The sequence below is a fragment of the Chromobacterium sp. Panama genome (assembly GCF_003052555.1).
Lineage (GTDB): Bacteria > Pseudomonadota > Gammaproteobacteria > Burkholderiales > Chromobacteriaceae > Chromobacterium.
This window is the reverse complement of record NZ_QARX01000001.1, coordinates 3,201,982-3,227,638: the sequence shown is the minus strand read 5'-3', so window position 1 is coordinate 3,227,638 and position 25,657 is coordinate 3,201,982. Positions and strand designations below refer to the sequence as shown.

Genomic DNA, 25,657 nt, shown 5'->3' with positions numbered 1-25,657 from the left:
AGGGTTTCGGCCTTGGCTGCTCGCTGCACTTGTCGGGTTGAAAGACCCCTACTGATAATTTGGAGTTACCCCAAATGGCAATGACCGCCGCTCAAAAAGCAGACATCGTTAAAGACTTCCAGCGCAGCGAAGGCGACACCGGTTCGTCCGAAGTGCAAGTGGCTCTGTTGACCGCTCGCATCAACGACCTGACCCCGCACTTCAAAGCCAACACCAAGGACCACCACAGCCGTCGTGGCCTGTTGAAGCTGGTAAGCCGTCGCCGTCGTCTGCTGGATTACCTGAAGCGCACCGATGCCGATAGCTATCGCGCATTGATCGCTCGCCTGGGCCTGCGCAAGTAAGGTTGGGTTTTGGAAAAGTCGCAGCGTGCTGCGACTTTTTCATGCCGCATGCAAGATCGCGAGCATTATTGCTGTAACAACGGGGGGAGCCTCTAAAAATTCGGATCGGCGCTGTTGGTCGGAATTTTTAGGGGTTCCCGTTGTTTTTTCGGCTTGCGATTATTTGTCACACACAAAGAAATAGGGAAACCCTGTGTTCAATAAAATCACCAAGTCTTTCCAGTACGGCCGTCACACCGTCACCCTGGAAACCGGCGAAGTCGCCCGTCAGGCGTCTGGTTCCGTCATCGTCTCCGTTGAAGACACCGTCGTGCTGGTCTCCGTGGTGGGCGGCAAGAACGTCAAGCCGGGCCAGGACTTCTTCCCGCTGACCGTGGACTACCTGGAGCGCACCTACGCCGCCGGCAAGATCCCGGGCGGCTTCTTCAAGCGCGAAGGCAAGCAGTCCGAGAAGGAAGTGCTGACCAGCCGCCTGATCGACCGTCCGATCCGCCCGCTGTTCCCGGAAGGCTTCTTCCACGACGTGCAGATCGTCGCCACCGTGATGTCGCTGAATCCTGAAGTGGATTCCGACGTTCCGGCGATGATCGGCGCTTCCGCCGCTCTGGCCATTTCCGGCCTGCCGTTCGCCGGCCCGATCGGCGCCGCCCGCGTGGGCTACGCCAATGGCGAATACATCCTGAACCCGACTCGCACCGAGCTGGCCGCGTCCGAAATGGATCTGGTGGTCGCCGGCACCGAGCGCGCGGTGCTGATGGTGGAATCCGAAGCCAAGGAACTGCCGGAAGCCGTGATGCTGGGTGCCGTGGTGTTCGGTCACGAGCAGATGCAAGCCGCGATCAAGGCCATCAACGAACTGGCCGACGAAGTGAACCCGGTGATGTTCGACTGGGCCGCTCCGGTGGCCGATGAAGCGCTGATCGCCCAAGTGCGCGCCATCGCCGGCGAGCAACTGGCCAACGCCTTCCGCCTGCGTCAGAAGCAAGCCCGCACCGTGGCCATCAACGAAGCCTGGAGCGCGGTCAAAGCCGGTCTGATCGACGAAAACACCGACACCCTGAAGGCCAATGAGATCAAGGGCATCTTCAAGGGCCTGGAAGCTGAAATCGTTCGCGGCCAGATCCTGGCCGGCGATGCGCGCATCGACGGTCGCGACACCCGCACCGTGCGCCCGATCAGCATCCGCAACAACGTGCTGCCGCGCACCCACGGTTCCGCGCTGTTCACCCGCGGCGAAACCCAAGCCATGGTGGTGACCACGCTGGGCACCAAGCAGGACGAGCAGATCATCGACGCGCTGGCCGGCGAATACACCGAGCGCTTCATGCTGCATTACAACTTCCCGCCGTACTCCACCGGCGAAGCCGGCCGCATGGGCCCGCCGAAGCGCCGTGAAATCGGCCACGGCCGCCTGGCCAAGCGCGCGCTGGTTGCCGTGCTGCCGCCGGAATCGGAATTCGGCTACTCGATGCGTGTGGTGTCGGAAATCACCGAATCCAACGGCTCCTCGTCGATGGCTTCCGTGTGCGGCGGCTGCCTGTCGCTGCTGTCCGCCGGCGTGCCGCTGAAGGCGCACGTGGCCGGCATCGCCATGGGTCTGATCCTGGAAGGCAACCGCTTCGCGGTGCTGACCGACATCCTGGGCGATGAAGATCACCTGGGCGACATGGACTTCAAAGTGGCCGGTACCGCCGCAGGCGTGACCGCGCTGCAGATGGACATCAAGATCCAGGGCATCACCAAGGAAATCATGCAGGTGGCGCTGGATCAGGCCAAAGAAGGCCGCATGCACATCCTGGGTCTGATGAAGGAAGCCGTGGACGGCCCGCAAGAGCTGTCCGCTCACGCTCCGCGTCTGTACGTGATGAAGATCAACCCGGACAAGATCCGCGAAGTGATCGGCAAGGGCGGCGAAACCATCCGCTCCATCACCAAGGACACCGGCTGCGAGATCAATATCGAGGAAGACGGCACCATCACCATCGCTTCGGTCAGCAACGAAGGCGCGGAAGCCGCCAAGAAGCGCATCGAAGAGATTACCGTTGAAGTGGAAGTGGGCAAGGTGTACGAAGGCACCGTGGTCAAGATCCTCGACAACAACGTCGGCGCCATCGTGTCCATCCTGCCGGGCAAAGATGGTCTGGTCCACATTTCCCAGATCGCCAACGAGCGCATTAAGAACGTGGCCGACTATCTGAAAGAAGGCCAGGTCGTGAAGGTCAAGGCCATCGAAATGGACGACCGCGGCCGCATCCGCCTGTCCATCAAGGCCCTGCTGGAAGAAGAAGCCAAGACCGCGCAGGCGACTGCCGATTCCTTCGGTCTGAAAACCCAGTAAGCCAGCCAGAGCGCCGCTCCGATGCGGAGCGGCCGCCGGCTAGCATCACCCCCTGCCATGGCAGGGGGTTTTTTACGACTGCGAGATGAGCGCGATGGATGAGACGCGTATTGAGTTCGGCGGCGGCAAGGTGCTGTTGCTGATCGTCGCCGGCCTGGCTTTTGTCGCCGTCGGCTATGCGATGTGGACTGCGCCGGACACGGATATCAGCCTGGTCCGGCGTTATGGCGCCGGAGGCGCGGCGATGGTCTTCTTCGGCGCTTGCTGCCTGCTAGGCCTGCGTCAATGCCTGCAGCGCAAGCCGGCCCTGGTGTTCAACGCGCAGGGGCTGTCGGACCATTCCAGCCAGATCGCCGTCGGCTTGATCGCATGGACGGATATCGTGGGCTGGGAAGTCTCGGCGGGGCGCGGTCAGCAGTTTTTGATCATCAAGGTGAGAGCGCCGGGCAAGTACCTGAGCCGGCTGGGGCCGGTGGCGCGGCTATTCAGCCATTTCAATTTCATATGCTATGGCAGTCCGATCGCCATTTCCTCCACCGCCTTGCAGGCGAGTTTCGATGATTTGCTCGCGTTGCTTGGGCGCTATCATCAACGCTATGGCTCGGCGCCCGCCGGGTGAGCTTAGTCATTGCCGCACACGCCGAGCGCTTTGCGACTCGGCGTGTTTTGGCTTGGTTCTCAGGGGCTGTTGACGATCTCGCGAGCTAAGGCGAGACAAGGCGTAAGCGGAGTGTGCAAGTGGTGCATGAGCATTCTGAAGCCGTACACACCGTGTAAGGCTCCACGACGCGCAGCAGATCGTAAGCCGGCTCTCAGGGCTGGGCCGGCTTGATCGCCATCCCGCGCGCCAGCAGCCTGGCGCTGTCGCGGCACCAGTCGTCGATCAGGCTTTCCAGGCTTTCCAGCTTGACCGCCTCGCCGCGCTGGCGGCTCTTGTCGCTTTTGCGCAGATTGACGCTGCCGGCCAGCAGCTTGCCGTTATTGGCGTCTTCCAGTTGTCCCATGCTGGCCACCTTGGTCAGATAGGGTTCCTTGCCGGCGGCCAGCCGGCCCAGATTGAACACCGCCTTGATCGGCAGGATGTCCAGCGGCTCCACGCCCGGCCGTTCCTGAGCCATGCCGGTGACGGCCACGCGCAGGCGGGCGCTGTCCGGCAGCGCCTCGCGGCTGACCGGGATGCCTACCTTGTGCAATTCCTCGGTCATCCGCCGCTGAAAATAGGCGGCGATCCGGTTTTCCTCGCCGCTCTGCAGCAATTGCCAATCGCCGTCAGCCTGGTGGCGCATGAAGTACAGCGGTTCCACCACGATGGATTTGTAAGCGCTCAGCTGCGCGTCCGGCGCCCGGTACAGCTTTTGCGAGGCGTCGCGGTCCGCGGCCTTGAAGGCGGTCAGCGGCAGGCTGAACACGGTCTGCGGGGCCGCGGCGTCTTGGGCCAGGGCGGGCAGGGCGGCCAGCAACAGCAGGCCGAAGGTGAGGATCTTGCGCATGAGGCGTTCCTGTGTTCATGGGGTATGAGGCTTGCGGCGATGCTTGCGGCAACCGCGGCTAGACCGGCGGCGCGGCGCGGGCGTTCCCCGGCTTCACACATCTTTGCATTCCGCCATCATCATGCTAGCAGCCGGCCAGGGCGATGCGCGATTTTGATCTTGAGCATTGAATACCACATTAATACCAGTTAGCCTGTGCCCACGGTGGCATGCGGATGACGATTGGGAGTCGCGGCGATAGCGTTTCGCCGCGCGGCGCGCCACGCAAATCGCAGAGGTGAGCATGAGGACGAAACAACTATTGGCGGCGGGCCTGTTGTCGGCCAGCGCGCTGGCTTGGGCGCAGCCGGATGTCGCGGCGATGGCGCGGGACCTGTCGCTGGCGGTGGCGGTGGACAGCAATAAGGGCGCGGCCGCCGGCGCGCGCTGCGTGGAACTGGGCGCGGACTGGGGCAGTTGTCTGAAAGGGCGGCTGATCCTGCAAAACCATGGCTCGGTCGCGGTGCCGGCCAAGGATTGGACCTTGTATCTGCACAGCATCCGGCGGCTGTTGAAGCTGGACAGCCCTGACTTCGAACTGAGTCATCTGACCGGCGATCTGTACCGGCTGACGCCCAAGCCCGGCTTCGCCGGCATCGCCGCCGGCGCCAAGCTGGAACTGCCCTTGGTGGCCGAGTATTGGATGTTGCACAACAGCGACGTGTTGCCGCGGCCCTATCTGGTAACCGACGGCCAGGCGCCGGCAGTGCTGGCGCGCAATGACGACGACGACGCCAGCTATCTGCTGCCGCTGCCGGGCGATGAATGGAAGTCGCCGGCGGGCGAAGCGCGGCCCCTGATGGACGCCGCCGAGCGTTATCGCGAATTCGCGCGCCGCGGCCCGCAACTGGCCGCCGCCGATGTGGCCGCGCGGGTGATTCCCGCCGCGCTGCGCGTCAAGCCGGACGGCGGCAAGACGGCGGCCGCGGGGCTGAGCTGGCGGCTGCCGGCGCTGGCTCCGGACGCGCGCGCGGCGCTGGCGCAACGCAGCCGCCAGCTGGGCCTGGCCGGGCAGGGCCTGCCGGTCAGCGGCGCGGTGGTCAAGGGCCTGCCGGCCGACATCGCCGTCGCCGGCGGTTACCGCTTGCGGGTGGGGCGCGGCGGCGCGCGCATAGACGCGCATGACGCCGCCGGCCTGTTCTACGGCGCGCAGACCCTGCTGGGCCTGATGCCGCAAGGCGGCGGCGAGATCCCGACGCTGACGGTGGAGGACGCGCCGCGCTACGCGCACCGCGGCTTCATGGTGGACGTGGCGCGCAATTTCCGTCAGCCGGCCACGCTCAAGCGCCTGATCGAGCAGATGGCCGCCTACAAGCTCAACAAGCTGCATCTGCATCTGTCCGACGATGAAGGCTGGCGCTTGCAGATCAACGGCCTGCCGGAATTGACCGAGGTCGGCGCGCGCCGCTGTCACGATCTGAACGAGGACCGCTGCCTGCTGCCGCAACTGGGGTCCGGTCCGGACAACCGTTCCGGCGGCGGCTATTTGAGCCGCGAGCAGTATGTGGAATTGCTGCGTTACGCCAAGGCGCGCTTCATCGAGGTGATTCCGGAAATCGACATGCCGGCGCACGCGCGCGCGGCGGTGATGGCGATGGAGCGGCGTTATCGCCACCTCAGTCAGTTGGAGCAGCCGGAAGCCGCCTCCGCCTACCGGCTGATCGATCCGCAAGACCGTTCCAACACCTTGTCGGTGCAATTCTACGACCGTCACACCTATGTCAATCCCTGCGTGCCCGGCGTGCCGCGCTTCGTCGACAAAGTGGTGTCGGAAGTGGCCGCCATGCACCGCGAGGCCGGCGCGCCGCTGGCGGTCTGGCACTTTGGCGGCGACGAGGCCAAGAACATCTTGCTGGGCGGCGGTTTCCAGGACCTGTCCGGCCAGGACCCAGGCAAGGGCAAGATCAAGCTGGCGGAGCAGGACAAGCCCTGGGCGCGCTCGCCGGCCTGCCGCGCGCTGCTGGCGGAGCGGCCGGGGAAAACCGTCGCCGATCTGCCCTTGCAGTTCGCCGAGGACGTCAGCCGCATCCTGGCGCGGCACGGCATCGCCACGATGGGCGCCTGGCAGGACGGTTTGAAAGGCGCGAAATCGCCCAAGGATTTCGCCACCGCCAAGGTGATGGTCACCGAGTGGGACGCCTTGTTCTGGGGCGCGGCCAAGGAGGCGCACGAGTTCGCCAACAAGGGTTTTGAGACCGTGCTGGCGATGCCGGATTATTTGTACTTCGACTTCCCCTATGAGTTGAACCCCAAGGAACGCGGCTATTACTGGGCCTCGCGCGCTACCGACAGCTATAAGGTGTTCAGCTTCGCGCCGGACAATCTGCCGCAGAACGCCGAGGTGATGACGGACCGTCAGGGCAAGGCCTTCGAAGTGCCCAGCGAGGCCGGGCCGGCGCGCTTCGCCGGCATCCAGGGCCAGGCCTGGAGCGAGGTGATGCGCAGCGACGCCCAGTTTGAATACATGGCCTATCCGCGGCTGTTGGCATTGGCCGAGCGCGCCTGGCACCGCGCGGGCTGGGAACGGCCTTATCGTCAGGGCGAGCGCTATCAGCTGGGCGTCAGCCATCTGGTGGACCGCGCGGCCTTGAACCGGGACTGGCAGCAGTTCGCCGCAGTGCTGGGTTGGCGCGAGGCGGCCAAACTGGAGCGCGCCGGCATCGGTCTGCGCATCGCGCCGCCGGGCCTGGCGAGCGGGGCGGCGGCGGTGCTGACGGAGTTCCCCGGCCAGGCGCTGCAGTTCTCGCCGGACGGGCGCGACTGGACGCCGTACCGGCCGGGCCTGGGCGCGGAAGCGCCTTATTGGCGCGGCGTCAGCGGCGACGGCGCGCGCTTTAGCCGGCAGGAGGCGCGCGGCGGCGACTGAGCGCCGATGCGGGCAAGGTAAGGACGCTCGGGCCGCCGGCCCGGGCGTTTTTCATGGATGAGCGGTTTCCCGGCGTTGATAAGACAATAGAGTTGATCTATCTTGATGATCCCGCAGCGCGCCGGAGGGCGGCGTTTACAGCCGGATTGAGCACAGTTGCCCTCTGTAATGGATGTTGTCGGACAAAATTTATTGCGCTGTATCAAAGAATGTATACGCCGGTGTCGCAAACCGGATATGGATTTGCGACGGGCTTACCTTAGAATCATTGAAACTTCATGAAATCATCGATAAAGCCGGCATCACGACCGGTCCGGCCAGCCGCTTGGGATTTCATGATACGGATAAGAAACGACGATAGAGCAGGAAGGGAACCATCAAGATGAGCAATACTGTAACGCGCGCCGATTTCGACCAGGTCATGGTCCCCAATTACGGTCCGGCCGGTTTCATCCCGGTCAAGGGCCTGGGTTCCCGCGTATGGGACCAGAGCGGCCGCGAATTCATCGATTTCGCCGGCGGCATCGCCGTCAACTCGCTGGGCCATTGCCACCCGCAGCTGGTGGCGGCCTTGACCGAGCAGGCTTCCAAGCTGTGGCACGTGTCCAATGTGTTCACCAACGAGCCGGCCTTGAAGCTGGGCAAGCTGCTGACCGAGTCCACCTTCGCCGAGCGCGTGTTCTTCTGCAACTCCGGCGCGGAAGCCAATGAAGCCGCCTTCAAGCTGGCGCGCAAATACGGTTCCGATCACTTTGGCCCGGAAAAGAACCAGATCCTGGCCTGCAAGAACTCCTTCCACGGCCGCACCCTGTTCACCGTCAGCGTCGGCGGCCAGCCCAAGTACACCGAAGGCTTCGGCCCGGTGCCGGGCGGCATCGCCCACTTCGAATACAACGACATCGAATCGCTGAAAGCGGCCATCTCCGACCAGACCTGTGCGGTGGTGATCGAACCCATCCAGGGCGAGGGCGGCGTGATGCCGGCCGACAAGGCCTTCCTGGAAGCCGCGCGCCAGCTGTGCGACCAGCACAATGCGCTGTTGGTGTTCGATGAAGTGCAAAGCGGCGTCGGCCGCACTGGTTCGCTGTTCGCCTATCAGGAATACGGCGTGACCCCGGACATCCTCAGCTCCGCCAAGGGCATAGGCGGCGGCTTCCCGATCGGCGCGATGCTGACCACCGAGAAAGTGGCCAAGAGCTTCGGCATCGGCACCCATGGCTCCACCTACGGCGGCAACCCGCTGGCCTGCGCGGTGGCGCACAAGGTGCTGGAACTGGTCAAGGAGCCGGCGGTGCTGGAAGGCGTGCGCGCCAAGCACCAGCGCTTCGTCGACGGCCTGAACGCGATCAACGCCAAATACCAGGTGTTCAAGACCGTGCGCGGCATGGGCCTGCTGCTGGGCTGCGTGCTGACCGACGCTTACGCCGGCCGCGCCAAGGAGTTCCTGAAAGCCGCTGAAAAGCAGGGCCTGATGTTGCTGGTGGCCGGTCTGAGCGTGGTGCGCCTGGCGCCGTCGCTGGTGATCGAGGATCAGGACATCGACGAAGGCCTGGCGCGTTTCGACGCGGCCATCGCCGAACTGGTCGCCGGTCGATAAGCGCCCGCGGCACTGATTCCGGGCGGCCGCCGGCCGCCCTTGCTCCAAGACACAATACTGTTATCCGCCCACGCTCCCGCCCCTGGCAGGCGCGCGGGTGATGCTGCGCCGCGGTCCCGCCGCGGCCCGGCCGGATTTCAGCGATAGGGGAGATGTCCCATGCTTACCGTGCGTCCCGTCCGCACCTCCGATCTGCCCGCCATCGAACGCATGGCGGTGGCCAGCGGCATCGGCGTCACCAGCTTGCCCAATAACCGGGAAAAGCTGTTCGAGCGTATCCAGCAGTCCGTGTCCGCCTTCGAGCACGAGGCCACCGGCGACTCCGGCTGCGAATACTATATGTTCGTGCTGGAGGAGGGCGGCCAGGTGCTGGGCACCGCGTCCATCAACGCTTCCGCCGGCTTCGACGAGCCCTTCTACAGCTACCGCAGCGAAATCTTCGTGCATGCCTCGCGCGCGCTGAAGGTCAACAACCGCGTGCACGTGCTGAATATGTGCCACGACCTGACCGGCATGGTGCAGCTGTGCGGCTTCTACGTGGACGGCCATCTGGAGACCTTGGCCGCCGAGCTGCTGTCGCGCGCCCGGCTGCTCTTCATCGCCAGCAAGCGCGAGCGCTTCGGCCGCCGCGTGATCGCGGAGATGCAGGGCATTCACGACGACGCCGGCCAGTCGCCGTTCTGGAACGCCATCGGCCGCCGCTTCTTCAATATGGATTTCCTGCAGGTGGAACAGGCCTTCGTCAGCCACAGCAAGACCTTCATCGCCGAGCTGATGCCCAGCTATCCGATCTACGTGCCCTTGCTGCCGGACGAGGCGCAGCACGCCATCGGCCAGATCCACGCCAGCTTCGAGCGCTCCTGCCAGCTGCTGTGCAACGAGGGTTTCGAAGCCGACAACTATATCGACATCTTCGACGGCGGCGCGGTGCTGACCGCCGAGGTGGACCGGCTGAAAACGCTGGAAAACAGCCGCTGCTACCCGGTGGAAGTGCTGGCCAGCCTGCCGGAGCAGGCGCAGCCGCAGTTGTTGAGCAATCTGGAGTCCAGCGAGTTCGCCGCCGCGGTGTGCCGCGTGGCGGTGGTGGACGGCGTGGCCTTCATCAATCCCGACGCCGCCCGCGCGCTGGGTCTCGCCAGCGGCGGCCAGGTTCAAGTGGCCGGTTTGCAGCAGAAGGAGTCCGCAGCATGATGTTCATCCGCCCCGTAGCCCACAAGGACCTGGACGGCCTGATGAATCTGGCGCGCAGCGCCGGCGTCGGCCTGACTTCGCTGCCGGTCAACGAAGAGCGGCTGTCGCGCCGCATCGCCCGCTCGGTGCTGTCTTTCGCCGGCGAGCTGGACAAGGCCGACCAAGGCTATGTCTTCGTGATGGAAGACGGCGCCACCGGCGCCATCGCCGGCATCTGCGCGCTGGAAGCCGCGGTGGGCCTGAAGGAGCCGTGGTACAACTACCGCGTCGGCACCATCGTCCACGCCTCGGAGGAGTTGGGCGTCTACTCGCGTCACGACACCTTGTTCCTGTCCAACGACCACACCGGCTATTCCGAGCTGTGCACGCTGTTCCTGCACCCTGACTACCGCGCCAACCGCAACGGCGGCCTGCTGTCCAAGAGCCGCTTCCTGTTCCTGGCGCAGTTCCCGCAACTGTTCGGCAAGCTGGTGGTGGCCGAGATGCGCGGCGTGTCCGACGAGGCCGGCCGCTCGCCGTTCTGGGAAGGACTGGGCCGTCATTTCTTCTCCATAGACTTCGCCCACGCCGACTATCTGACCGGCGTCGGCCAGAAAGCCTTCGTCGCCGAGCTGATGCCCAAGCATCCGGTCTACATCGACTTCCTGCCGCCGGAGGCGCAGGCGGTGATCGGCCAGACCCATGAAAACACCCGCCCGGCGGTGGCGATGCTGGAATCCGAAGGCTTCCGCTACGAGGGCTATGTCGACATCTTCGACGCCGGCCCGACGGTGCAGACCTATACCAGCGAAATCCGCGCGGTGAAGGAAAGCGCGACGGTCGCGGCGCGGCTGGCGGACCCGCTGCCGGAAGGCGACAAGAACTTCTACCTGGTGTCCAACGACTCGCTGGCCGGCTTCCGCGCCGTCCTGGCCGAGACGCTGGCGCCCACCCATGAAATCCTGCTGACGCCGGAACAGGCGCAGGCGCTGAACGTGGAAGAGGGCGGCCATCTGCGCTGCGTCGCGCTCTACCCCAAGGAGAATGCATAGTGAGCAGCTTATTCATCAACGGTCAGTGGCAGGAAGGCGCCGGCGCGGCGCTGAGCAAAACCAATCCGGCCGACAATAGCCCGCTATGGCAGGGCCGCGCGGCCGACGCAGCTCAGGTGGACGCCGCCATGGCCGCCGGCCGCGCCGCGTTCAAGCACTGGGCGCGCACGCCGCTGGACGCGCGGGTTGCGGTGGCCAAGCGCTTTGGCGAACTCCTGAGCGCCAATAAGGACGCGCTGGCCCGCGTCATCGCCCAGGAAACCGGCAAGCCGCTGTGGGAGGCGCAGACCGAAGTGACCACCATGGTCAACAAGGTGGACATCTCGCTGAAGTCCTATCACGAGCGCACCGGCGAACGCGCCGCCGCCATGGGCGACGCCCAGGCGGTGCTGCGCCACAAGCCGCACGGCGTGGTGGCGGTGTTCGGCCCCTACAACTTCCCCGGCCACCTGCCCAACGGCCACATCGTGCCGGCGCTTTTGGCCGGCAACGCGGTGATCTTCAAACCGTCCGAACTGACGCCGTGGACGGCGCAGGAAACGGTGCGCTTGTGGGCCGAAGCCGGCCTGCCGGCCGGCGTGATCGCGCTGCTGCAAGGCGCGCGCGACACCGGCGCGGCGCTGGCCGGCCATGCCGGCATCGACGGCCTGTTCTTCACCGGCAGCTCCGCCACCGGCGCGCTGCTGCACAAGAACTTCGCCGGCCATCCGGACAAGATCCTGGCGCTGGAAATGGGCGGCAACAATCCGCTGATCGTGGAGGGTGTCCAGGACATCGACGCCGCCGTCCACCACATCGTCCAGTCCGCCTTCGTCTCCGCCGGCCAGCGCTGCACTTGCGCGCGCCGGCTGCTGCTGCCGCAAGGCGCTTGGGGCGACGCGCTGCTGGCGCGGCTGGTGGAGGTGGCGGCCAAGCTGCGCGTCGGCAAATACGACGCCGAACCGGCGCCCTTCATGGGCGCGGTGATCTCCAGCGCCGCCGCCGAGGCGTTGCTGCAAGCCCAGGCCGCGATGCTGGCGGCCGGCGGCAAGGCGCTGCTGGAAATGCGCCGCTTGACGCCGGACGCGGCGCTGTTGAGCCCGGGCATCATCGACACCACCGCCGCCGCGCGGCCGGACGAGGAATACTTCGGCCCGCTGCTGCAAGTGATACGCTACGCCGATTTCGATCAGGCCATCTCCATCGCCAACGACACCCGCTTCGGCCTGGCCGGCGGCGTGCTGTCCGACGAGCGCGCGCTGTACGAACGCTATCTGCTGGAAAGCCGCGCCGGCGTGGTGAACTGGAACAAGCCCTTGACCGGCGCGTCCAGCGCCGCGCCCTTCGGCGGCGTCGGCGCCTCCGGCAACCATCGCGCCAGCGCCTATTACGCCGCCGACTACTGCGCTTATCCGGTGGCCTCGCTGGAATGCGACAGCCTGGCCGTGCCGGCGCAGCTGTCTCCCGGCATGGTGTTTTAAGAGCGCCCCCTCTCCCGCAAGGGGAGAGGGACTGAAGGCTGAGTGCGACGCCCGTTCATTCGTGCAGTAAGCGTGGGCGTGCGGTTTTCTCCCCTCGGGGGAGAGGGGGCGTGTAGTCAACGCAAAAGAGTTAGGTGGCGAGAAGGGGCCAGATGGCCGTCCCGCCATTCAGATGGATTGAGGCAAGGGAGCATTCTCCAAATGAACGCCTATGAAGTGAATTTCGACGGCCTGGTGGGCCCGACCCACAATTACAGCGGCCTGTCCTTCGGCAATGTGGCGTCCACCAGCAACGTCAGCGCCGCGTCCAATCCCAAGCTGGCCGCCAAGCAGGGCCTGGCCAAGATGAAGGCCTTGCACGACCTGGGCTTCAAGCAGGGCGTGCTGGCCCCGCACGAGCGTCCGGACGTGGCCAGCCTGCGTCTACTGGGCTTTGGCGGCAGCGACGCCGAGGTGGTGGCGCGCGCCGCCAGGGAAGCGCCGGCCATCCTGGCCGCGGCCAGCTCGGCCTCCTGCATGTGGACCGCCAACGCCGCCACCGTCAGCCCGTCCGGCGACACCGCCGACGGCCGCGTGCATTTCACCCCGGCCAATCTGAACAATAAATTCCACCGTTCGATCGAGCATCCGACCACGGGCCGGCTGCTGCGGGCGATGTTCGCCGACGAGTCCCGCTTCGCCGTGCATCCGGCGCTGCCGGCGCAGATGCACTTCGGCGACGAGGGCGCGGCCAACCACACCCGTTTCTGCGCCGAGTACGACGGCGCGGGGGTGGAGTTCTTCGTGTTCGGCGCGGCGGCTTTCGACGCCCGCTATCCCAAGCCGGCCAAGTTCCCGGCGCGCCAGACCCTGGAAGCCTGCCAGGCGGTGGCGCGCTTGCACGGCCTGAGCGCGGAGCGCGTGGTCTACGCGCAGCAGGACCCGGACACCATAGACGCCGGCGTGTTCCACAACGACGTGATCTCGGTGGGCAACCGCCAGGTGCTGTTCCACCATGAGAAATCCTTTGTCGACCAGCACAAGGTGCTGGCCGAGCTGAGCGCCAAGCTGGCGGCGGTCGGGGGCCGCTTCGTGTCGGTGGAGGTGCCGGCGGCGGAGGTCAGCGTCGAGGAGGCGGTGAAGAGTTATCTGTTCAACAGCCAGTTGCTGTCCAAGCCGGACGGCAAGATGATCATTGTGGTGCCGGAAGAGTGCCGCAATCAGCCGCGCGTCTGGGCCTACCTCGGCAAGCTGGTCGCCGGCGGCGGTCCCATCGACGAGGTCAAGGTGTTCGATCTCAAGCAAAGCATGCAGAACGGCGGCGGCCCCGCCTGCCTGCGGCTGCGCGTGGCGCTGTCGGCGGCGGAAATCGCCGCGCTCAATCCCAAGGTGCTGATGAGCGACGCGCTGTTCGCCACGCTCAACGGCTGGGTGGATCGCCATTATCGCGACCGCCTGAGCAGCGAAGACCTGGCCGATCCGCAGCTGCTGATCGAAAGCCGCACCGCGCTGGACGAGTTGAGCGGCATCCTGGGCCTGGGCTCGGTGTACCCCTTCCAGCTGGTTTGAGCCAGCGATACCCACGCCTGATTTCGAGTCAGGCGCTCTAGCGAAACAGGCCGGGATTCCCGGCCTGTTTTACGTTTGAAGCGGCGGCGTCCGCCCGGATGCGCCGCTCTTGTCGTCGGGATGATGACAGCCTTTCTTTCACCGAAAACTGTCCTGATTAATGGTATCTATTTGACGAATATCATCTATTTTTGGTTTTTAATGTTGTTTGACATGACAAAAGTCATGTGATAGCTTGAATGACATTGGAATATATTGATCGATACGGCTTGCGGATTTCGGCCTCCTAGCCACGGAGGACGCGGGTTTGCGGCGCGGCCGTCCGCTGCGGCGCAGCGGTTGGGCGTTTGGCGAGGGCGGAGACGAAACGAGGCCTGAGGCGTTTCTACAACGGGATACGGCCTGGCCTTTGGTACTGGTCTGGACGAAATGGCGGAGGTTGATGCCGGAGCGGGCGGCGTTTCGCCCCCGGCGATGTTTTGGCGGTTTTGCGGTTGTTGTTGATTGCGAATGAGAGTGCCGGTTGGATTTTCCGCCGCTGCGATACGCAGTTCATCGCGGCTCCTTTTGTCTTGCATACACTTCAAGTGCCAATACACCATGAAATATCACTGCATCGGCATCGGCAGCGGGCCGTCCAATCTGAGCGTGGCTTCGCTCTTGCATGGCCAGCACGACATCAAGAGCATCTTCTTCGAACAGAAAGCGGCGTTCACCTGGCACGACGGCATGATGATTCCCGGCGCGGGGCTGCAAGTCTCCCTGTTCAAGGATCTGGTCACGCTGGCGGACCCGACCAACCGCTTTTCCTTTGTGTCCTATCTGCACCAGCACGGCAGATTGCTGCAGTTTCTCAATGCGCGTTTCGATCAGGTGTCGCGGCTGGAATTTCGCGATTATCTGAAATGGGCGGCGGAGAGCAACGGCAATATCTGCTTTGGCGAGCGGGTGCTGGAGGTCGATTTCGACGGCGGCGCCTTCGTGGTGCAGACCACGAAGCGGAGGGTGCAGGGCGACAATGTGGTCGTCGGCGTCGGCATTGTGCCGGAGGTGCCGGACTTCGCGCGCTCCTGTCTCGACGACAGCACGCATTTCCACGTCAATGAGTTCGCCGCCAAGGCCGGCGTCGCGGCGGGCAAGCGCGTGCTGGTGATAGGCGGCGGCCAGTCCGGCGCCGAGGTGGTGCTGGATTTGCTGCGCCGCGGCGGCGGCCAGGCGCCGGCGGCGCTGAGTTGGGTGTCGCGGCGGGAGAATTACTTCCCGCTCGACGATTCCCCGTTCACCAACGATCTGTATACGCCCACCCATTCCAATTATTTTTACGAGCAGGACGAAATCTTCCGCAGCGCCTTCATCAAGCGCAATCTGCTCAGCAGCGACGGCATTTCCGAATGCACTTTGCGCAGCCTCTACCAGCAGATCTATTCGCTGCGCTTCATCGAACGCTCGCCTATCGACATCCGCCTGCTGCCCTTCCGCGAGGTGCGCGCCATCGGCCGGAACGGCGAGCGCTGGTCCATCGCCGCCCGCCATCTGGGCGCCAACGCGCCGGAAACGCTGGAAGCGGACGTGGTGATCTGGGCCAGCGGCTTCAAGCCGGCGCCTACGCCCTTCTTGCAGCCGCTGCGGGAGCGCCTGGAGCGCGAGGGCGAGGAAATCGCCGTCGACCGCGATTACGCGGCGCTGGGCAAGCTGCCGCGCAATCGCAGCCTGTTCATCCTGAACGCCATCCGCCAGCAGCGCGGCCTGGCCGATCCCAATCTCAGCCTGACCGCCTGGCGCAGTCAGATCGTCATCAACCGCATGCTGGACGCGCCGCGCGCCGGCGATGTCGACGCCGCCTTCGTGTCCTGGGCGCCGCTGGCCTCGGCGCGCGCGGACGAGCGCAAGAACAAGAGGGAATGGGCATGACGGCGCCCCGCATCGTCGTCGTCGGCGGCGGCATCCTCGGCTGCACGATAGCCGCGCGCCTGCTGGAGCGCGAGCCGCGGGTCCGGCTCACCCTGGTGGACCGCGACCTGGTCGGCGCGGGAGCATCGATGTATTCCGCCGGCGTCCATTTCCCGGTGGGACGCTCCGAGCGCGTGCGCCAACTGAGCGCGGCCAGCGCGGATTACTACCAGACCTTGCGCGCCCGCCATCCGCAGCTGCCCATGCACGGTTTCGACTTTTTCGTCGCGGCCGGCGCGGCCGACGCCGATGAGGTCCGCGCCCGCTGCGCCGGCCTGCTGCCCTTGTCGGCGGAGGAACAGTCGCGCGTCGCGCCGGATCTGCCGGTCGGCCGCGAGCTGTGGCGGATGCCGGATTGCCATGTGACGGATGTGCAGGGGCTGGCCTTATGGCACGCGCAGCGTCTGCGCGGCCGCGCCGAGGTGTTGGAAGGCGTGGGGGTCGAGGCGCTGGACGAGAGCGCCGACGGCGTCCGCCTGAGCTTGTCCAGCGGCCGGGAGCTGGCCGCCGACGCCGTGGTGCTGGCCCCCGGGCCATGGGTCAACGAGGGCTGCTGGAGCGGGCTGACCGCCGGGCTGGGGGTTCGCGTCAAGAAGGTGGTGGCCCTGCATCTTCAGCGGCCGGCGGAGGAGGGCGCCGCGCTGTTCTTCCCCGCCGAGGACGCTTTTCTGGCGCCGCTGCCGCACCGCGGGCATTGGCTGTTCAGCTACACCTGCCAGCAATGGGACGTGTCGCCGGAGCAGTGCCGGCAGGCCGGGGTGGAGGCTCGCGAGATCGCCGAGGCGCGCGAGGCGCTGCGGGGCGTCGCGCCGGCGCTGGCGCCGCTGCTGAGCTCGGGCCGGGTGTTCTGCGACGCCTACAGCCCAAGCCGCGAGCCGCTGGCGCAATACCTGGGCCGTCATCGACGCGTTCTGTTCGTCGGAGCGTGCAACGGCTCCGGTTACCGGCTGGCGCCCGGCGTCGCCGCGGAAGCCGTCGCCCTGCTCAATCACACTCTCACCAAGGGATAGCCGATCATGCACATCATAGAATTGAACGAAGCGCAGCGGTCGCCGGCTTTCGGCATCGAGATGGCGTCCATCGCCGGCCTGGGCGAGCAGGAGCAGGTGCGGCTGGCCTACGGCGTCGTCGAACCCGGCGGGGAAAGCCAGCCGCACAAGCACGACGAGCTGGAAGCCTTTCTGATTCTGAGTGGGGAGGGCGTCATCGACGCCGACGGCCGCTCCCAGCCGGTGCGCGCCGGCAGCCTGGTGCTGTTCAAACCGTTTGAAAAACACGTGTTGCGCAATACCGGCGGGCAGCCGCTGCGCTTCTGCGACTTCTACTGGCGGGACGCGGCCAAACGCGAGGCCGCCGCGCAGGACAACGGCGCCGCGCGTCTGAAAGGGCGGCCGGTATTCGTGTTTTCCACGCCGCCCACGCCCAACGGCGATCTGCACCTTGGCCATCTGTCCGGGCCCTATCTGGGCGCCGACGTCTATGTGCGCTTCCTGCGCGCCAGCGGACACGAGGCCTACCACCTGACCGGCAGCGACGATTACCAGAGCTATGTGGTGGGCCGCGCCCGCCAGGAAAACAGCAGCCCTCAGCAAGTGGCCAGCCATTATTCGGCGGCGATCCAGTCCACGCTGGATCTGATGGACATCCATCTCGATCAATACACCGTCACCACCCGGGACCCGGCTTACGCGGCCGGCCTGCGCGATTTCTTCTCGCGCCTGGTGCGGGGCGGCGCGCAGCTGCGTTCCGACGCGGCGCTGTTCGACGCCGAAACCGGCGATTATCTGTACGAGGTGGACGTTTCCGCCAAGTGTCCAAGCTGCGGCTCGCCCTGCGGCGGCAATATCTGCGAGGAGTGCGGCGAGCCCAACAACTGCGTGGATCTGGACGCGCCGCGTTCGCGGCTGTCGGACGCGACGCCGGTCACCGGCGCCATCCGCCGCTACATGATCAATCTGTCCGCCTTCAAGGACGCGGTGGAGCAGCATCAGCGCCTGGGCAAGGTGTCGCCGCGCCTGCAGCAATTGGCTGAGCGGGTGCTGGCGCGCAAGGACTATTGGGTGCCCATCACCCATCCGGCGCAATGGGGCGTGCCGCCGGCGGAGGAGGTCGAGGGCGAGCAGGTGATCTGGGTGTGGCCGGAAATGGCTTACGGCTTCCTGTACGGCATCGCCGAACTGGGCGGCCGGCTGGGCAAGCCCTGGCAAGCCGACCGGCCGCAGCCGGACTGGAAGATCGTCCACTTCTTCGGCTACGACAACAGCTATTACCACTCCATCCTGTACCCGGCCTTGTACCGGATGGCCTTCCCGGACTGGCAGTGCGACATCGACTACAACGAGAACGAGTTCTACCTGCTCGACGGTCTGAAGTTCTCCACCAGCCGCCGGCACGCGGTATGGGGCAAGGACATCCTGAGCCCTGACAGCGTGGACGCGGTGCGCTATTACCTGGCGCGCACGCGCGGCGAGCAGGAGCGGACCAATTTCACGTTGGAGGATTTCCATGCGTGCGTGGAGCGGACGCTCTTGGGCCAGTGGCAGGTCTGGCTGAGCGGCCTGGGCGAGCGCTTGCGGCAGGATTTCCAGCAACGCGCGCCCGACGCCGGCAACTGGACCGCCGCTCACACCGCCTATTTCGACGCGCTGAGCAACCGGCTGACCAGCCTGAGCACCCATTACGGCGCAGACGGTTTCACGCTCAACCGCGTGACGGAAGAGCTGGACGGGCTGGTGGCCGGCGCGCTGCGCTTCGCCAAATCGAACGAGCGCATCCGTCGGAATCCGGCGCTGCGCGACGAGTACCGGACCGCGGTCGCGCTGGAGCTGGCCACGGCCCGCCTGCTGGCTCAGGCCGCCGGCCCGCTGATGCCGCGCTTCGCCCAGCGCCTGGGCCGCGCCCTGGGCATGGAAGGCGTCGACGTCTGGCCGGAAAGCGTGGAGCTGTCGCCGCCGGGCGCCGCTCTGGACTTGGCAGAGCAGCGCTTTTTCACGCCGCTGCGCCGGGCGGGCGCGGCGGAGGAAGGGCGGTCATGAGCGAGATGAGGTCTCAAGCGCCGCGCGGCCCGGACGTCGATCTGGTCAACGCCGTCGCGCTGCGCGGATGCGATGACGAGCGACATGTGATCCGCTTCCGGCAAGACGGTGTCGTGCGCGCCTGGACGCTGGCCGAGCTGGACCGCAAGGCGGCGCGCGTGGCCCGGCGCTTGCATGCGCTGGGCCTGCGTCCGCGCGACCGGGTGGGCATTTTATCGCGCAATCGGATCGAATTCGTGCTGCTGGATCTGGCCGTCCTGAAACTGGGGGCGGTGACCGCCGGCTTCGAGGCCGGGCGTTTCGAGCCGGCGCGCATCGTGGACCTTTACGGCTTGAAAGCCTTGTTCGCCGAGGGCGTGGACCGCTCGGGCGCGGTGTTCGACATCGCCGAAGTCCAGGCCTGGGCCGAACACGCCGAGGCGGACGCGACGGAGCGACCCTTGCACGCCGGCTACGACCCGGCCGACGTGCTGGCGATCAAGTTCACCTCGGGCAGCACCGGCGCGCCCAAGGGCCTGGAAGCCACCGTCGCTAGCGTCAACAGTTCCATCAATGAAGTGCAGGCGATGTTCGGGCATGGGGACGGCGACAATCTGCTGGTGTTCCTGCGGCTGGCCTTGCTGCAGCAGCGCTACTGGATTTATTCGGCGCTGGCGTTTGGACACGACCTCACGCTTTCCGATCTGGATCAGGCGCTGGACATGGCCAAGGCCTGCCAGCCCACCGTCGTCATGGGCGTGCCGGGCTTTTACGAAGCCTTGCGCGCCAGCCTGTCGCAGCGGCACGGGGACGCCGATTCCGCCGCCCGCGGCGCGCAGATACAGGCCGCGCTCGGCGGGCGCGTCCGTTATCTGTGGACCGGCTCCGCTCCGGCCAGCCGGACGGTGCTGGAATTCTTCAACCATGCCGGCGTGCCGCTGTACGAGGGATACGGCAGCAACGAGGCCTGCATCGTCGCCAAGAACCATCCCGGCGCCTTCCGCCTGGGCAGCGTGGGCAAGGTGCTGCCCAACAAGTCCATCCGTTTCGACCAGGACGGCGTCTTGATCGTGGCCAGCCGCCATCCGGTCAACTGCCGCTATACCTGGTGCGATCCCGGCGTCAGCGAAAAAAGCTTCCTGCCCAGCGCCGAGGTCAAGACCTGGGATCTGGGCCATGTGGACGAGGATGGTTTCCTGTACATCCACGGCCGCGTGGACGACGTCTTGACCATGGCCAGCGGCCGCAATGTGCTGGCGAGGCCGCTGGAGGAGGGCTTGCGCCGGCACCCGGACGTGCACGAATGCGTGTTGTACGGCACCGGCAAGCCCTTCATCACGGCCATCCTGTCCCCGGCCTTGGCCGGGGCGGACGCCGAGGCTTTGCGCCGGCATATCCGGGCGCTGAACGAGGATGTTTTCCAGGAGGCGCGCATCCTGGCGGCGCTCATCGTCGACGAGCCGTTTTCCATCGAGAACGGCCTGCTGACTTCTCAATTCAAGCCCAAGCGCAAAATGATTCATCAGCGCTATATGGCGCAGCTGGACGACATCTATGCGCGCCACGCGCGGACGCCGGAAGCGTTTTCGGCGGACGCGGCGTATGTGCGGGATGGCCGGGCGCCGCAGCCCTCTTTCTGATACGCGGCCCGCTTAAACCTATGCAAGGAGCGATACATGACTTGGCGTAATTTGAAGGACCTCACCCTGGAAAACGAACGCGTGCGCTTGCGCCGGATTCAGATCGGCGATTACGCGGCGTTCGAGCGCATCGTGTTCGAGCCCGCCATCTGGGAGTACTTCGTCGCCCGCATCCAGACGCCGGACGATCTGGGCCGCTTCGTCGAGCAGGCGATACAGGACACGCTCAACGGCAGCCGCATCGTGTTCGCCATCATCGACCGCCAAACGGACCGCATCGTCGGCAGCACCGCTTACGGCAATCTCGCCGAGGGCGAGCGCCGCCTGGAGATAGGCTGGTCCTGGCTGTGCCGGGACGCGCGGCGCACCGGCATCAACCGCGCGGTCAAGTTCGAACTGCTCAAGCACGCGTTCGAAGCGCTGGAATGCGAGCGCGTGGAGTTCAAGACCGATGTGCTGAACGCCGGCGCGCGCGCGGGCCTGGCCGGCATCGGCGCGACGGAGGAAGGCGTGCTGCGCAGCTTCAACTTCATGCCCGGCGGCCGTCGCCGCGATGTGATCTATTACAGCGTGCTGCGCCAGGAATGGGAGCGGGTCCGCGCCGAACGCTTCCCGGCGCTGGCCGCCGCGGCAAGCCGTTGAGCGGCCGGGCCGGCATCAAGATGGACGCCCCCGACATGTCCGCGAGCCTGCAGATGAAAACCGAAGACTTCGTCTTTAGCGCCGGCGAGCACTGGCTGGCCGCCACCCGCGTGCAGCCGGACGCCGGCGCGGCAAGCAGCGTCCTCACCCTGCACGGGCTGGGCCAGACCGCGAACCGGCACACCATACGCTATGTGCTGGACCACCTGGCCGGGTACGGCCTGGGCTCGGTGTGCTTTGAATTCTCCGGCAACGGCGACAGCAGCGGGGCGCTGGAAGAGGCCTGCCTGCGGCGTCGTTACGAGGAAACGCTGGCCGCCGCCGAACACCTGGACAAGCGCGAGCCGCTGACCCTGATCGGCACCAGCATGGGCGGCCATCTCGCCGCCTGGGTCGCGCCGGTGCTGAAGCCCGCCTGCCTGGTGCTGTTCTGCCCGGCAAGCTATCCGGCCGACGCCGCCGAATCCCGTTTCGACGGCGGCCTGGCCCGTCCCGGCCCCTATCCGGACTCCCCGGCCTATGCCGGCCTGCGCGAATTCAGCGGCGACTTGCTGATCATCGGCGCCGGCAAGGACGCGGTGGTGCCGGCCGAGACGCTGGACGGCTATCTGGCCGCGGCCATGAACGCCCGCAGCAAGAAGGTGGTCTGGCTGGACGACTGCGAGCATTTCATCCATCGCTGGCTGCCGCATCAGGACGCTTTGCGGCCGCAAGTGCTGACGACGATAAGGGACACCATTCTGCGGGCGCGCGCCCGCCAATAAGACCCACTAACAAAACCCCTGATCCCGCGTTGCGCCTCCTTGTCGTACGACTTGTACTGTCCGTGTCGGCGCGCCTTGGCTCAGGTTCTCTGCGAGGTTTTGTTAGCGGCTCTAAGTCTATTGGAGGAATCCATGCAACACGCTCCCGTTCTGATCGAAGCGAATATCCTGAAGCGGCGCGATGTCGCCAGCCTGGAGATCGTTGAAAACGCGTTCTCCAGCGGCCCCGTCGCCGAGGCCCTGCGCCGGGCGCCGGGCATCGAGCGCCGCCGGGGCTTGAGCAAGGAGGCGTTCGACCGCGAATACCGCCACCAGCAGCGGCCGGTGATTCTGGAAGGCTACGCCGCCGACTGGCCGGCGGTGCGCCATTGGAGTTTCGAGCATCTGGCCAAGCGCTGCGGCGCGACGCCGGTGGTGGTCAACAGCTATAGCAGCCAGCGTTCCGCCCAGGCCAGCTTCGCCGAGTTCGTTGACATGCTGATGCGCAACGAGGGGCCGGAGGCGACGCCCATCTATCTGCAGGAATGGTATTACCAGGCCTCCTGCCCCGAGCTGGCCGCGGACATGCCGGAACTGGACATCGCCCAATACGATTTCCGCCGCGATCTGTACGGCGAGGTGATTTCCACCAATCACCAGCTCTGGCTGGGCCAGCGCGGCGGCGTCACCCGGCTGCATCAGGACTCCTACACCATCGACGTCATGCATGTGCAGCTGGTGGGGGAAAAACACTGGACCGTCTTGGGGCCGCAGGCGATGTTGCCGGAAACGGAGACGGGAGGCGCGGATCTGCAAGCGCTGGCCGACGATCCCGCCGCCCAGCTGATGCAATGCACGCTGAAGCCCGGCGACGTGCTCTATCTGCCGGCGCTGTGGTTCCACCGCATCAAATTGTTGAGCAACTCCATCGGCCTGGGCCGGAAGTGCCTGGACCAGGCCAATCTGCAAACCCATATCCGGCAACGGATGGCGGAGCTGCTGGCGCTCGCCCTCAATCCGGAAGAGGTCAAGCTCACCCATCCCGAACTGTTCAATGTGGTGATGATGCGCAACCGGGTCTGGGCCAAGCGCATGGGCATCGATTTGTCGAAACTGCGCCCATGATCCGGCTTTCGCCCCGCGGTGCGGGACACATCATCAGGAGAAAATAAATGAAGCAAGCACATGTATTGGTTGTCGGGGGATTGAACCACACGCTGGACAGGCTGGAGCAATTGGGCGCCCGCTATTCGATGATGCAGATCCCGGAGCGCGTCAATGAGCGCCAGTACGGCGCGGCGGTGCGCTACGCGGTGATGGATTACGAAGACATGGAGGAGGTCTTGCTGCTGGCGCGCGCCTGGCACGCCAAGGACCCGTTCGACGCGGTGGTGTCCTTCACCGAATACGGCCTGCATCCGGCGTCGCAATGCGCGATCGAGCTCGGCGTCGCCGGCGACAATCTGGAAGCGGTGCTGAACACGCGCGACAAGATCAAGATGCGGGAGCTGCTGGGCCGCCACGGCCTGAGCCCGGTGCGATACCAGGTCTGTCAAAGCCTGGACGACGCGAGAAGCTTTTTCCGCTCGCTCAACGGCGAGGCCATGGTGCTGAAGCCGTATGCCGGCGGCCTGAGCGAGGGCGTGTTCTTCGTGGATGAGGACGCGCATCTGGAGGCGCGCTGGAACGGCTCCCGCGCGGTGATGGACGGGCCGCTTCTGGCGGAGGAGTTTCTGCACGGCCCGGAGTACAGCGTGGAATCGCTGTCCATCAACGGCCGGCATGAGATCGCGATGATCACCGAGAAAGAGGTCACGGCGCTGCCGCGCTTCATCGAGCTGGGCCACCAGGTGCCGGCGCGGCTGGACGAGGCGCAGCAGGCGGCGGTCAAGGCCTTGGTCAGCCGTTTTCTGGACGTCATCGGCCAGAAAACCGGGCCCGCGCACACCGAGATCCGCCTGACGCCGTCCGGGCCCAGGATCATCGAATCGCAAACCCGGATAGGCGGCGATCAAATCTGGGAAATGTGCGAGCTGGTCAGCGGCGTCAACCTCACCGGCGAGACCATCGCGGCGCTCACCGATCTGCCGCGGCCCGAACGCAAGCCGGCGGCCAAGGCCGCCGCCATCCGCTTCTTCTCCTACGAAAACGCCCGCATTCTGGACGTGAGCGGCGTCGAGCAGGCGAAAAGCGCCCAGGGCGTGATCCGGGTGGAATGCCAGCTGCACGCCGGCCTGCGCTGCGAGACGCTTAAATCGTCCAATTCCCGCCAGGGCTACGCGCTGTGCGTGGGCGACTCGATAGAGCGGGCCGTCGCCAACGCGGAGGCCGCGCGCGACGCGGTGCGGGTGGAGTGGGAAGCGCTGAGCGCGGAGCAGGGCGGACTTTGAACCGTTTCTTGGACAACTCGAATAAAGACAGGCAAGCATGAACTCGCATCCGGTCCGGCGCAGCGTGTTGTACATCACCGCGCATTACATCATGACCTATCTCGGCTACTACGGCCTGGTCTCCACCCTGGTGGTCACGCTCAACAAGGCCGGGTTCAGCGCCGAACGGATCGCCATGCTGGTCATCCTGTTCACCTTGACGACCAAGGCGGCGAAGATACCGCTGGCGCCGTGGCTGGACCGGATGGCGGCGACGAAGTCCGTGCTGATAGGCTGCGTCATGGCCGCGGTCGGTTTCTTGCTCTTGTATTCGGCCAAGGATTTTTATTTGACCGCCTGTGCGCTGGCCCTGTCCGGCACCGGCATTTCCATCAACGCGCTGGCGAGCAAGCAGCTGGCCGCGGCGACCAGCGATATGATGGACAACCGCGCCAAGCTATTCTCCATCACCTATATCGGCATCAATATCGCGGCGGCGGCGGCGGCGCCGCTGGCTCTGTACCTGGCGGCCAAGGGGCAGTACCAGCTGGTGTTGATCGGCATCGCCGTCTCCTACTGCGTGGCCGGGGTGGTGACCTTCCTGAACTTCGGCAAGCTGGGCATGAAGCGCCCCGGCGGCGGCGCGCCGTCGTTTCTGGCTTATTGGAAGTTGCTCTACGTGCCCGGCATTCCCCCCTTCCTGCTGATCAATTTCTTTTGCTGGCTGCTGTACGGCCAGCTGTTCAACGTGCTCGCGCTCTATGTCTCGGAAACGCTGGCCCAGCCGGGCAAGCTGGGCTGGCTGTACACCCTGAACGCCTTGCTGGTGATCGGGCTTCAGCTCTTGGTCACCCATCTGGCCCACCGCTGGAGCGGCGGCAAGCCGCTGGGCATTGTCCGTTCCTCCTACGCCACCTTCGCGCTGGCCTTCATCATGCCCTTCATGCTTCCGGGCTATATCGGCGCGCTGGCCTTCGTGCTGCTGTTCACCTTCGCCGAGATGATGTTCGCGCCCAGCATGGACGTGCTGCTGCTGTCCTTGATCGGCAAGGAGAGCCGGGCGGTCGCTTACAGCGTGCTGTCCATCAGCACCGCGCTGGGGGAGTCGCTGGGCGGAGGCATGGGCGTTGCGGTTTACCGCTGGATGGCGGATTACGGCCATGCCGGCCAATTCTGGCTGGCGCTTGCCGGCTTGTCGCTGCTGTGCATCGCCGTCGCCTATGTGTTGCAGGAGTCGAGCGCCGGCTTGCGCGCGCAGGCGGCGGGAGCGGTTTAGCGAAGCGGAGCAGAGCGTAAACCGCTGCTTAGAACCTGTTCACGATCTTTCCGAGAGATGGCTCCAAGACATGGAATCCGCTGCGCGGATGGTGATTTTCATTGCCGGGGCTGCCCGGC

General features: G+C 65.6%; 19 protein-coding genes. 18 read left to right on the top strand and 1 reads right to left on the bottom strand.

Annotated features, from left to right (window positions below; translation table 11 throughout):
* Positions 1-74 precede the first annotated feature (74 nt).
* The 3 genes from rpsO to DB032_RS14570 all read left to right on the top strand — a co-directional run bounded on the left by rpsO (position 75) and on the right by DB032_RS14570 (position 3,301).
* Positions 75-344 (top strand): 30S ribosomal protein S15, encoded by a 270-nt coding sequence (gene rpsO / locus DB032_RS14580; RefSeq protein WP_019104449.1) that lies wholly within the window; start codon positions 75-77, stop codon positions 342-344.
* A 193-nt stretch (positions 345-537) separates the two neighbouring features.
* Positions 538-2,682, top strand: coding sequence for a polyribonucleotide nucleotidyltransferase (gene pnp / locus DB032_RS14575; protein ID WP_107800117.1), 2,145 nt, complete (start codon positions 538-540; stop codon positions 2,680-2,682).
* An 85-nt stretch (positions 2,683-2,767) separates the two neighbouring features.
* Positions 2,768-3,301 (top strand): STM3941 family protein, encoded by a 534-nt coding sequence (locus DB032_RS14570; protein ID WP_146176688.1) that lies wholly within the window; start codon positions 2,768-2,770, stop codon positions 3,299-3,301.
* A gap of 193 nt (positions 3,302-3,494) precedes the next feature.
* Here DB032_RS14570 and DB032_RS14565 read toward each other — a convergent pair whose 3' ends face one another.
* Positions 3,495-4,172, bottom strand: coding sequence for a DUF3313 domain-containing protein (locus tag DB032_RS14565; RefSeq protein WP_107800115.1), 678 nt, complete (start codon positions 4,170-4,172; stop codon positions 3,495-3,497).
* A 283-nt stretch (positions 4,173-4,455) separates the two neighbouring features.
* Between DB032_RS14565 and DB032_RS14560 the strand changes: the two genes are divergently transcribed.
* The 15 genes from DB032_RS14560 (at position 4,456) to DB032_RS14490 (ending at position 25,538) form a co-directional block, all read left to right on the top strand.
* A complete protein-coding gene (locus tag DB032_RS14560) occupies positions 4,456-7,077 on the top strand; it encodes a family 20 glycosylhydrolase (RefSeq protein ID WP_107800114.1) in 2,622 nt (873 codons plus the stop codon).
* Positions 7,078-7,459: 382 nt separating this feature from the next.
* Positions 7,460-8,674 (top strand): aspartate aminotransferase family protein, encoded by a 1,215-nt coding sequence (locus DB032_RS14555; protein WP_107800113.1) that lies wholly within the window; start codon positions 7,460-7,462, stop codon positions 8,672-8,674.
* Between the two features lie 159 nt (positions 8,675-8,833).
* Positions 8,834-9,865 (top strand): arginine/ornithine succinyltransferase subunit alpha, encoded by a 1,032-nt coding sequence (aruF, locus tag DB032_RS14550; protein ID WP_107800112.1) that lies wholly within the window; start codon positions 8,834-8,836, stop codon positions 9,863-9,865.
* Positions 9,862-10,896 carry an arginine N-succinyltransferase gene (gene astA / locus DB032_RS14545; RefSeq protein ID WP_107800111.1) on the top strand — a complete coding sequence of 345 codons (1,035 nt, stop codon included), beginning with the start codon at positions 9,862-9,864 and terminating at the stop codon, positions 10,894-10,896. The genes aruF and astA overlap by 4 nt, the downstream gene beginning before the upstream one ends.
* Positions 10,896-12,356 (top strand): succinylglutamate-semialdehyde dehydrogenase, encoded by a 1,461-nt coding sequence (astD, locus tag DB032_RS14540; RefSeq protein WP_107800110.1) that lies wholly within the window; start codon positions 10,896-10,898, stop codon positions 12,354-12,356. Before astA ends, astD begins: the two co-directional genes overlap by 1 nt.
* A gap of 201 nt (positions 12,357-12,557) precedes the next feature.
* On the top strand, positions 12,558-13,904 hold the full coding sequence (gene astB / locus DB032_RS14535; RefSeq protein ID WP_107800109.1) for an N-succinylarginine dihydrolase: 1,347 nt from the start codon (positions 12,558-12,560) through the stop codon (positions 13,902-13,904).
* Positions 13,905-14,504: 600 nt separating this feature from the next.
* The gene (locus DB032_RS14530) at positions 14,505-15,815 is read left to right on the top strand and encodes a lysine N(6)-hydroxylase/L-ornithine N(5)-oxygenase family protein (protein ID WP_107800108.1); all 1,311 of its coding nucleotides are present in this window, start codon (positions 14,505-14,507) and stop codon (positions 15,813-15,815) included.
* Positions 15,812-16,864 (top strand): FAD-binding oxidoreductase, encoded by a 1,053-nt coding sequence (locus DB032_RS14525; protein ID WP_199225908.1) that lies wholly within the window; start codon positions 15,812-15,814, stop codon positions 16,862-16,864. Before DB032_RS14530 ends, DB032_RS14525 begins: the two co-directional genes overlap by 4 nt.
* Before the next feature lie 6 nt (positions 16,865-16,870).
* Positions 16,871-18,889: a class I tRNA ligase family protein gene (locus DB032_RS14520; RefSeq protein ID WP_107800106.1), complete on the top strand. Its 2,019-nt coding sequence runs from the start codon at positions 16,871-16,873 to the stop codon at positions 18,887-18,889.
* The gene (locus DB032_RS14515) at positions 18,886-20,508 is read left to right on the top strand and encodes an AMP-binding protein (protein WP_107800105.1); all 1,623 of its coding nucleotides are present in this window, start codon (positions 18,886-18,888) and stop codon (positions 20,506-20,508) included. Before DB032_RS14520 ends, DB032_RS14515 begins: the two co-directional genes overlap by 4 nt.
* 36 nt (positions 20,509-20,544) lie before the next feature.
* Entirely contained in the window at positions 20,545-21,150 is a 606-nt protein-coding gene (locus DB032_RS14510; protein ID WP_107800104.1) for a GNAT family N-acetyltransferase, read from the top strand.
* Positions 21,151-21,185: 35 nt separating this feature from the next.
* Positions 21,186-21,914 carry a carboxylesterase gene (locus DB032_RS14505; protein ID WP_146176687.1) on the top strand — a complete coding sequence of 243 codons (729 nt, stop codon included), beginning with the start codon at positions 21,186-21,188 and terminating at the stop codon, positions 21,912-21,914.
* 132 nt (positions 21,915-22,046) lie between these two features.
* Positions 22,047-23,018 (top strand): cupin-like domain-containing protein, encoded by a 972-nt coding sequence (locus DB032_RS14500; protein WP_107800102.1) that lies wholly within the window; start codon positions 22,047-22,049, stop codon positions 23,016-23,018.
* A 47-nt stretch (positions 23,019-23,065) separates the two neighbouring features.
* A complete protein-coding gene (locus DB032_RS14495) occupies positions 23,066-24,283 on the top strand; it encodes an ATP-grasp domain-containing protein (protein WP_107800101.1) in 1,218 nt (405 codons plus the stop codon).
* A 37-nt stretch (positions 24,284-24,320) separates the two neighbouring features.
* The gene (locus DB032_RS14490) at positions 24,321-25,538 is read left to right on the top strand and encodes an MFS transporter (protein WP_107800100.1); all 1,218 of its coding nucleotides are present in this window, start codon (positions 24,321-24,323) and stop codon (positions 25,536-25,538) included.
* The last annotated feature ends 119 nt before the right edge of the window (positions 25,539-25,657 follow it).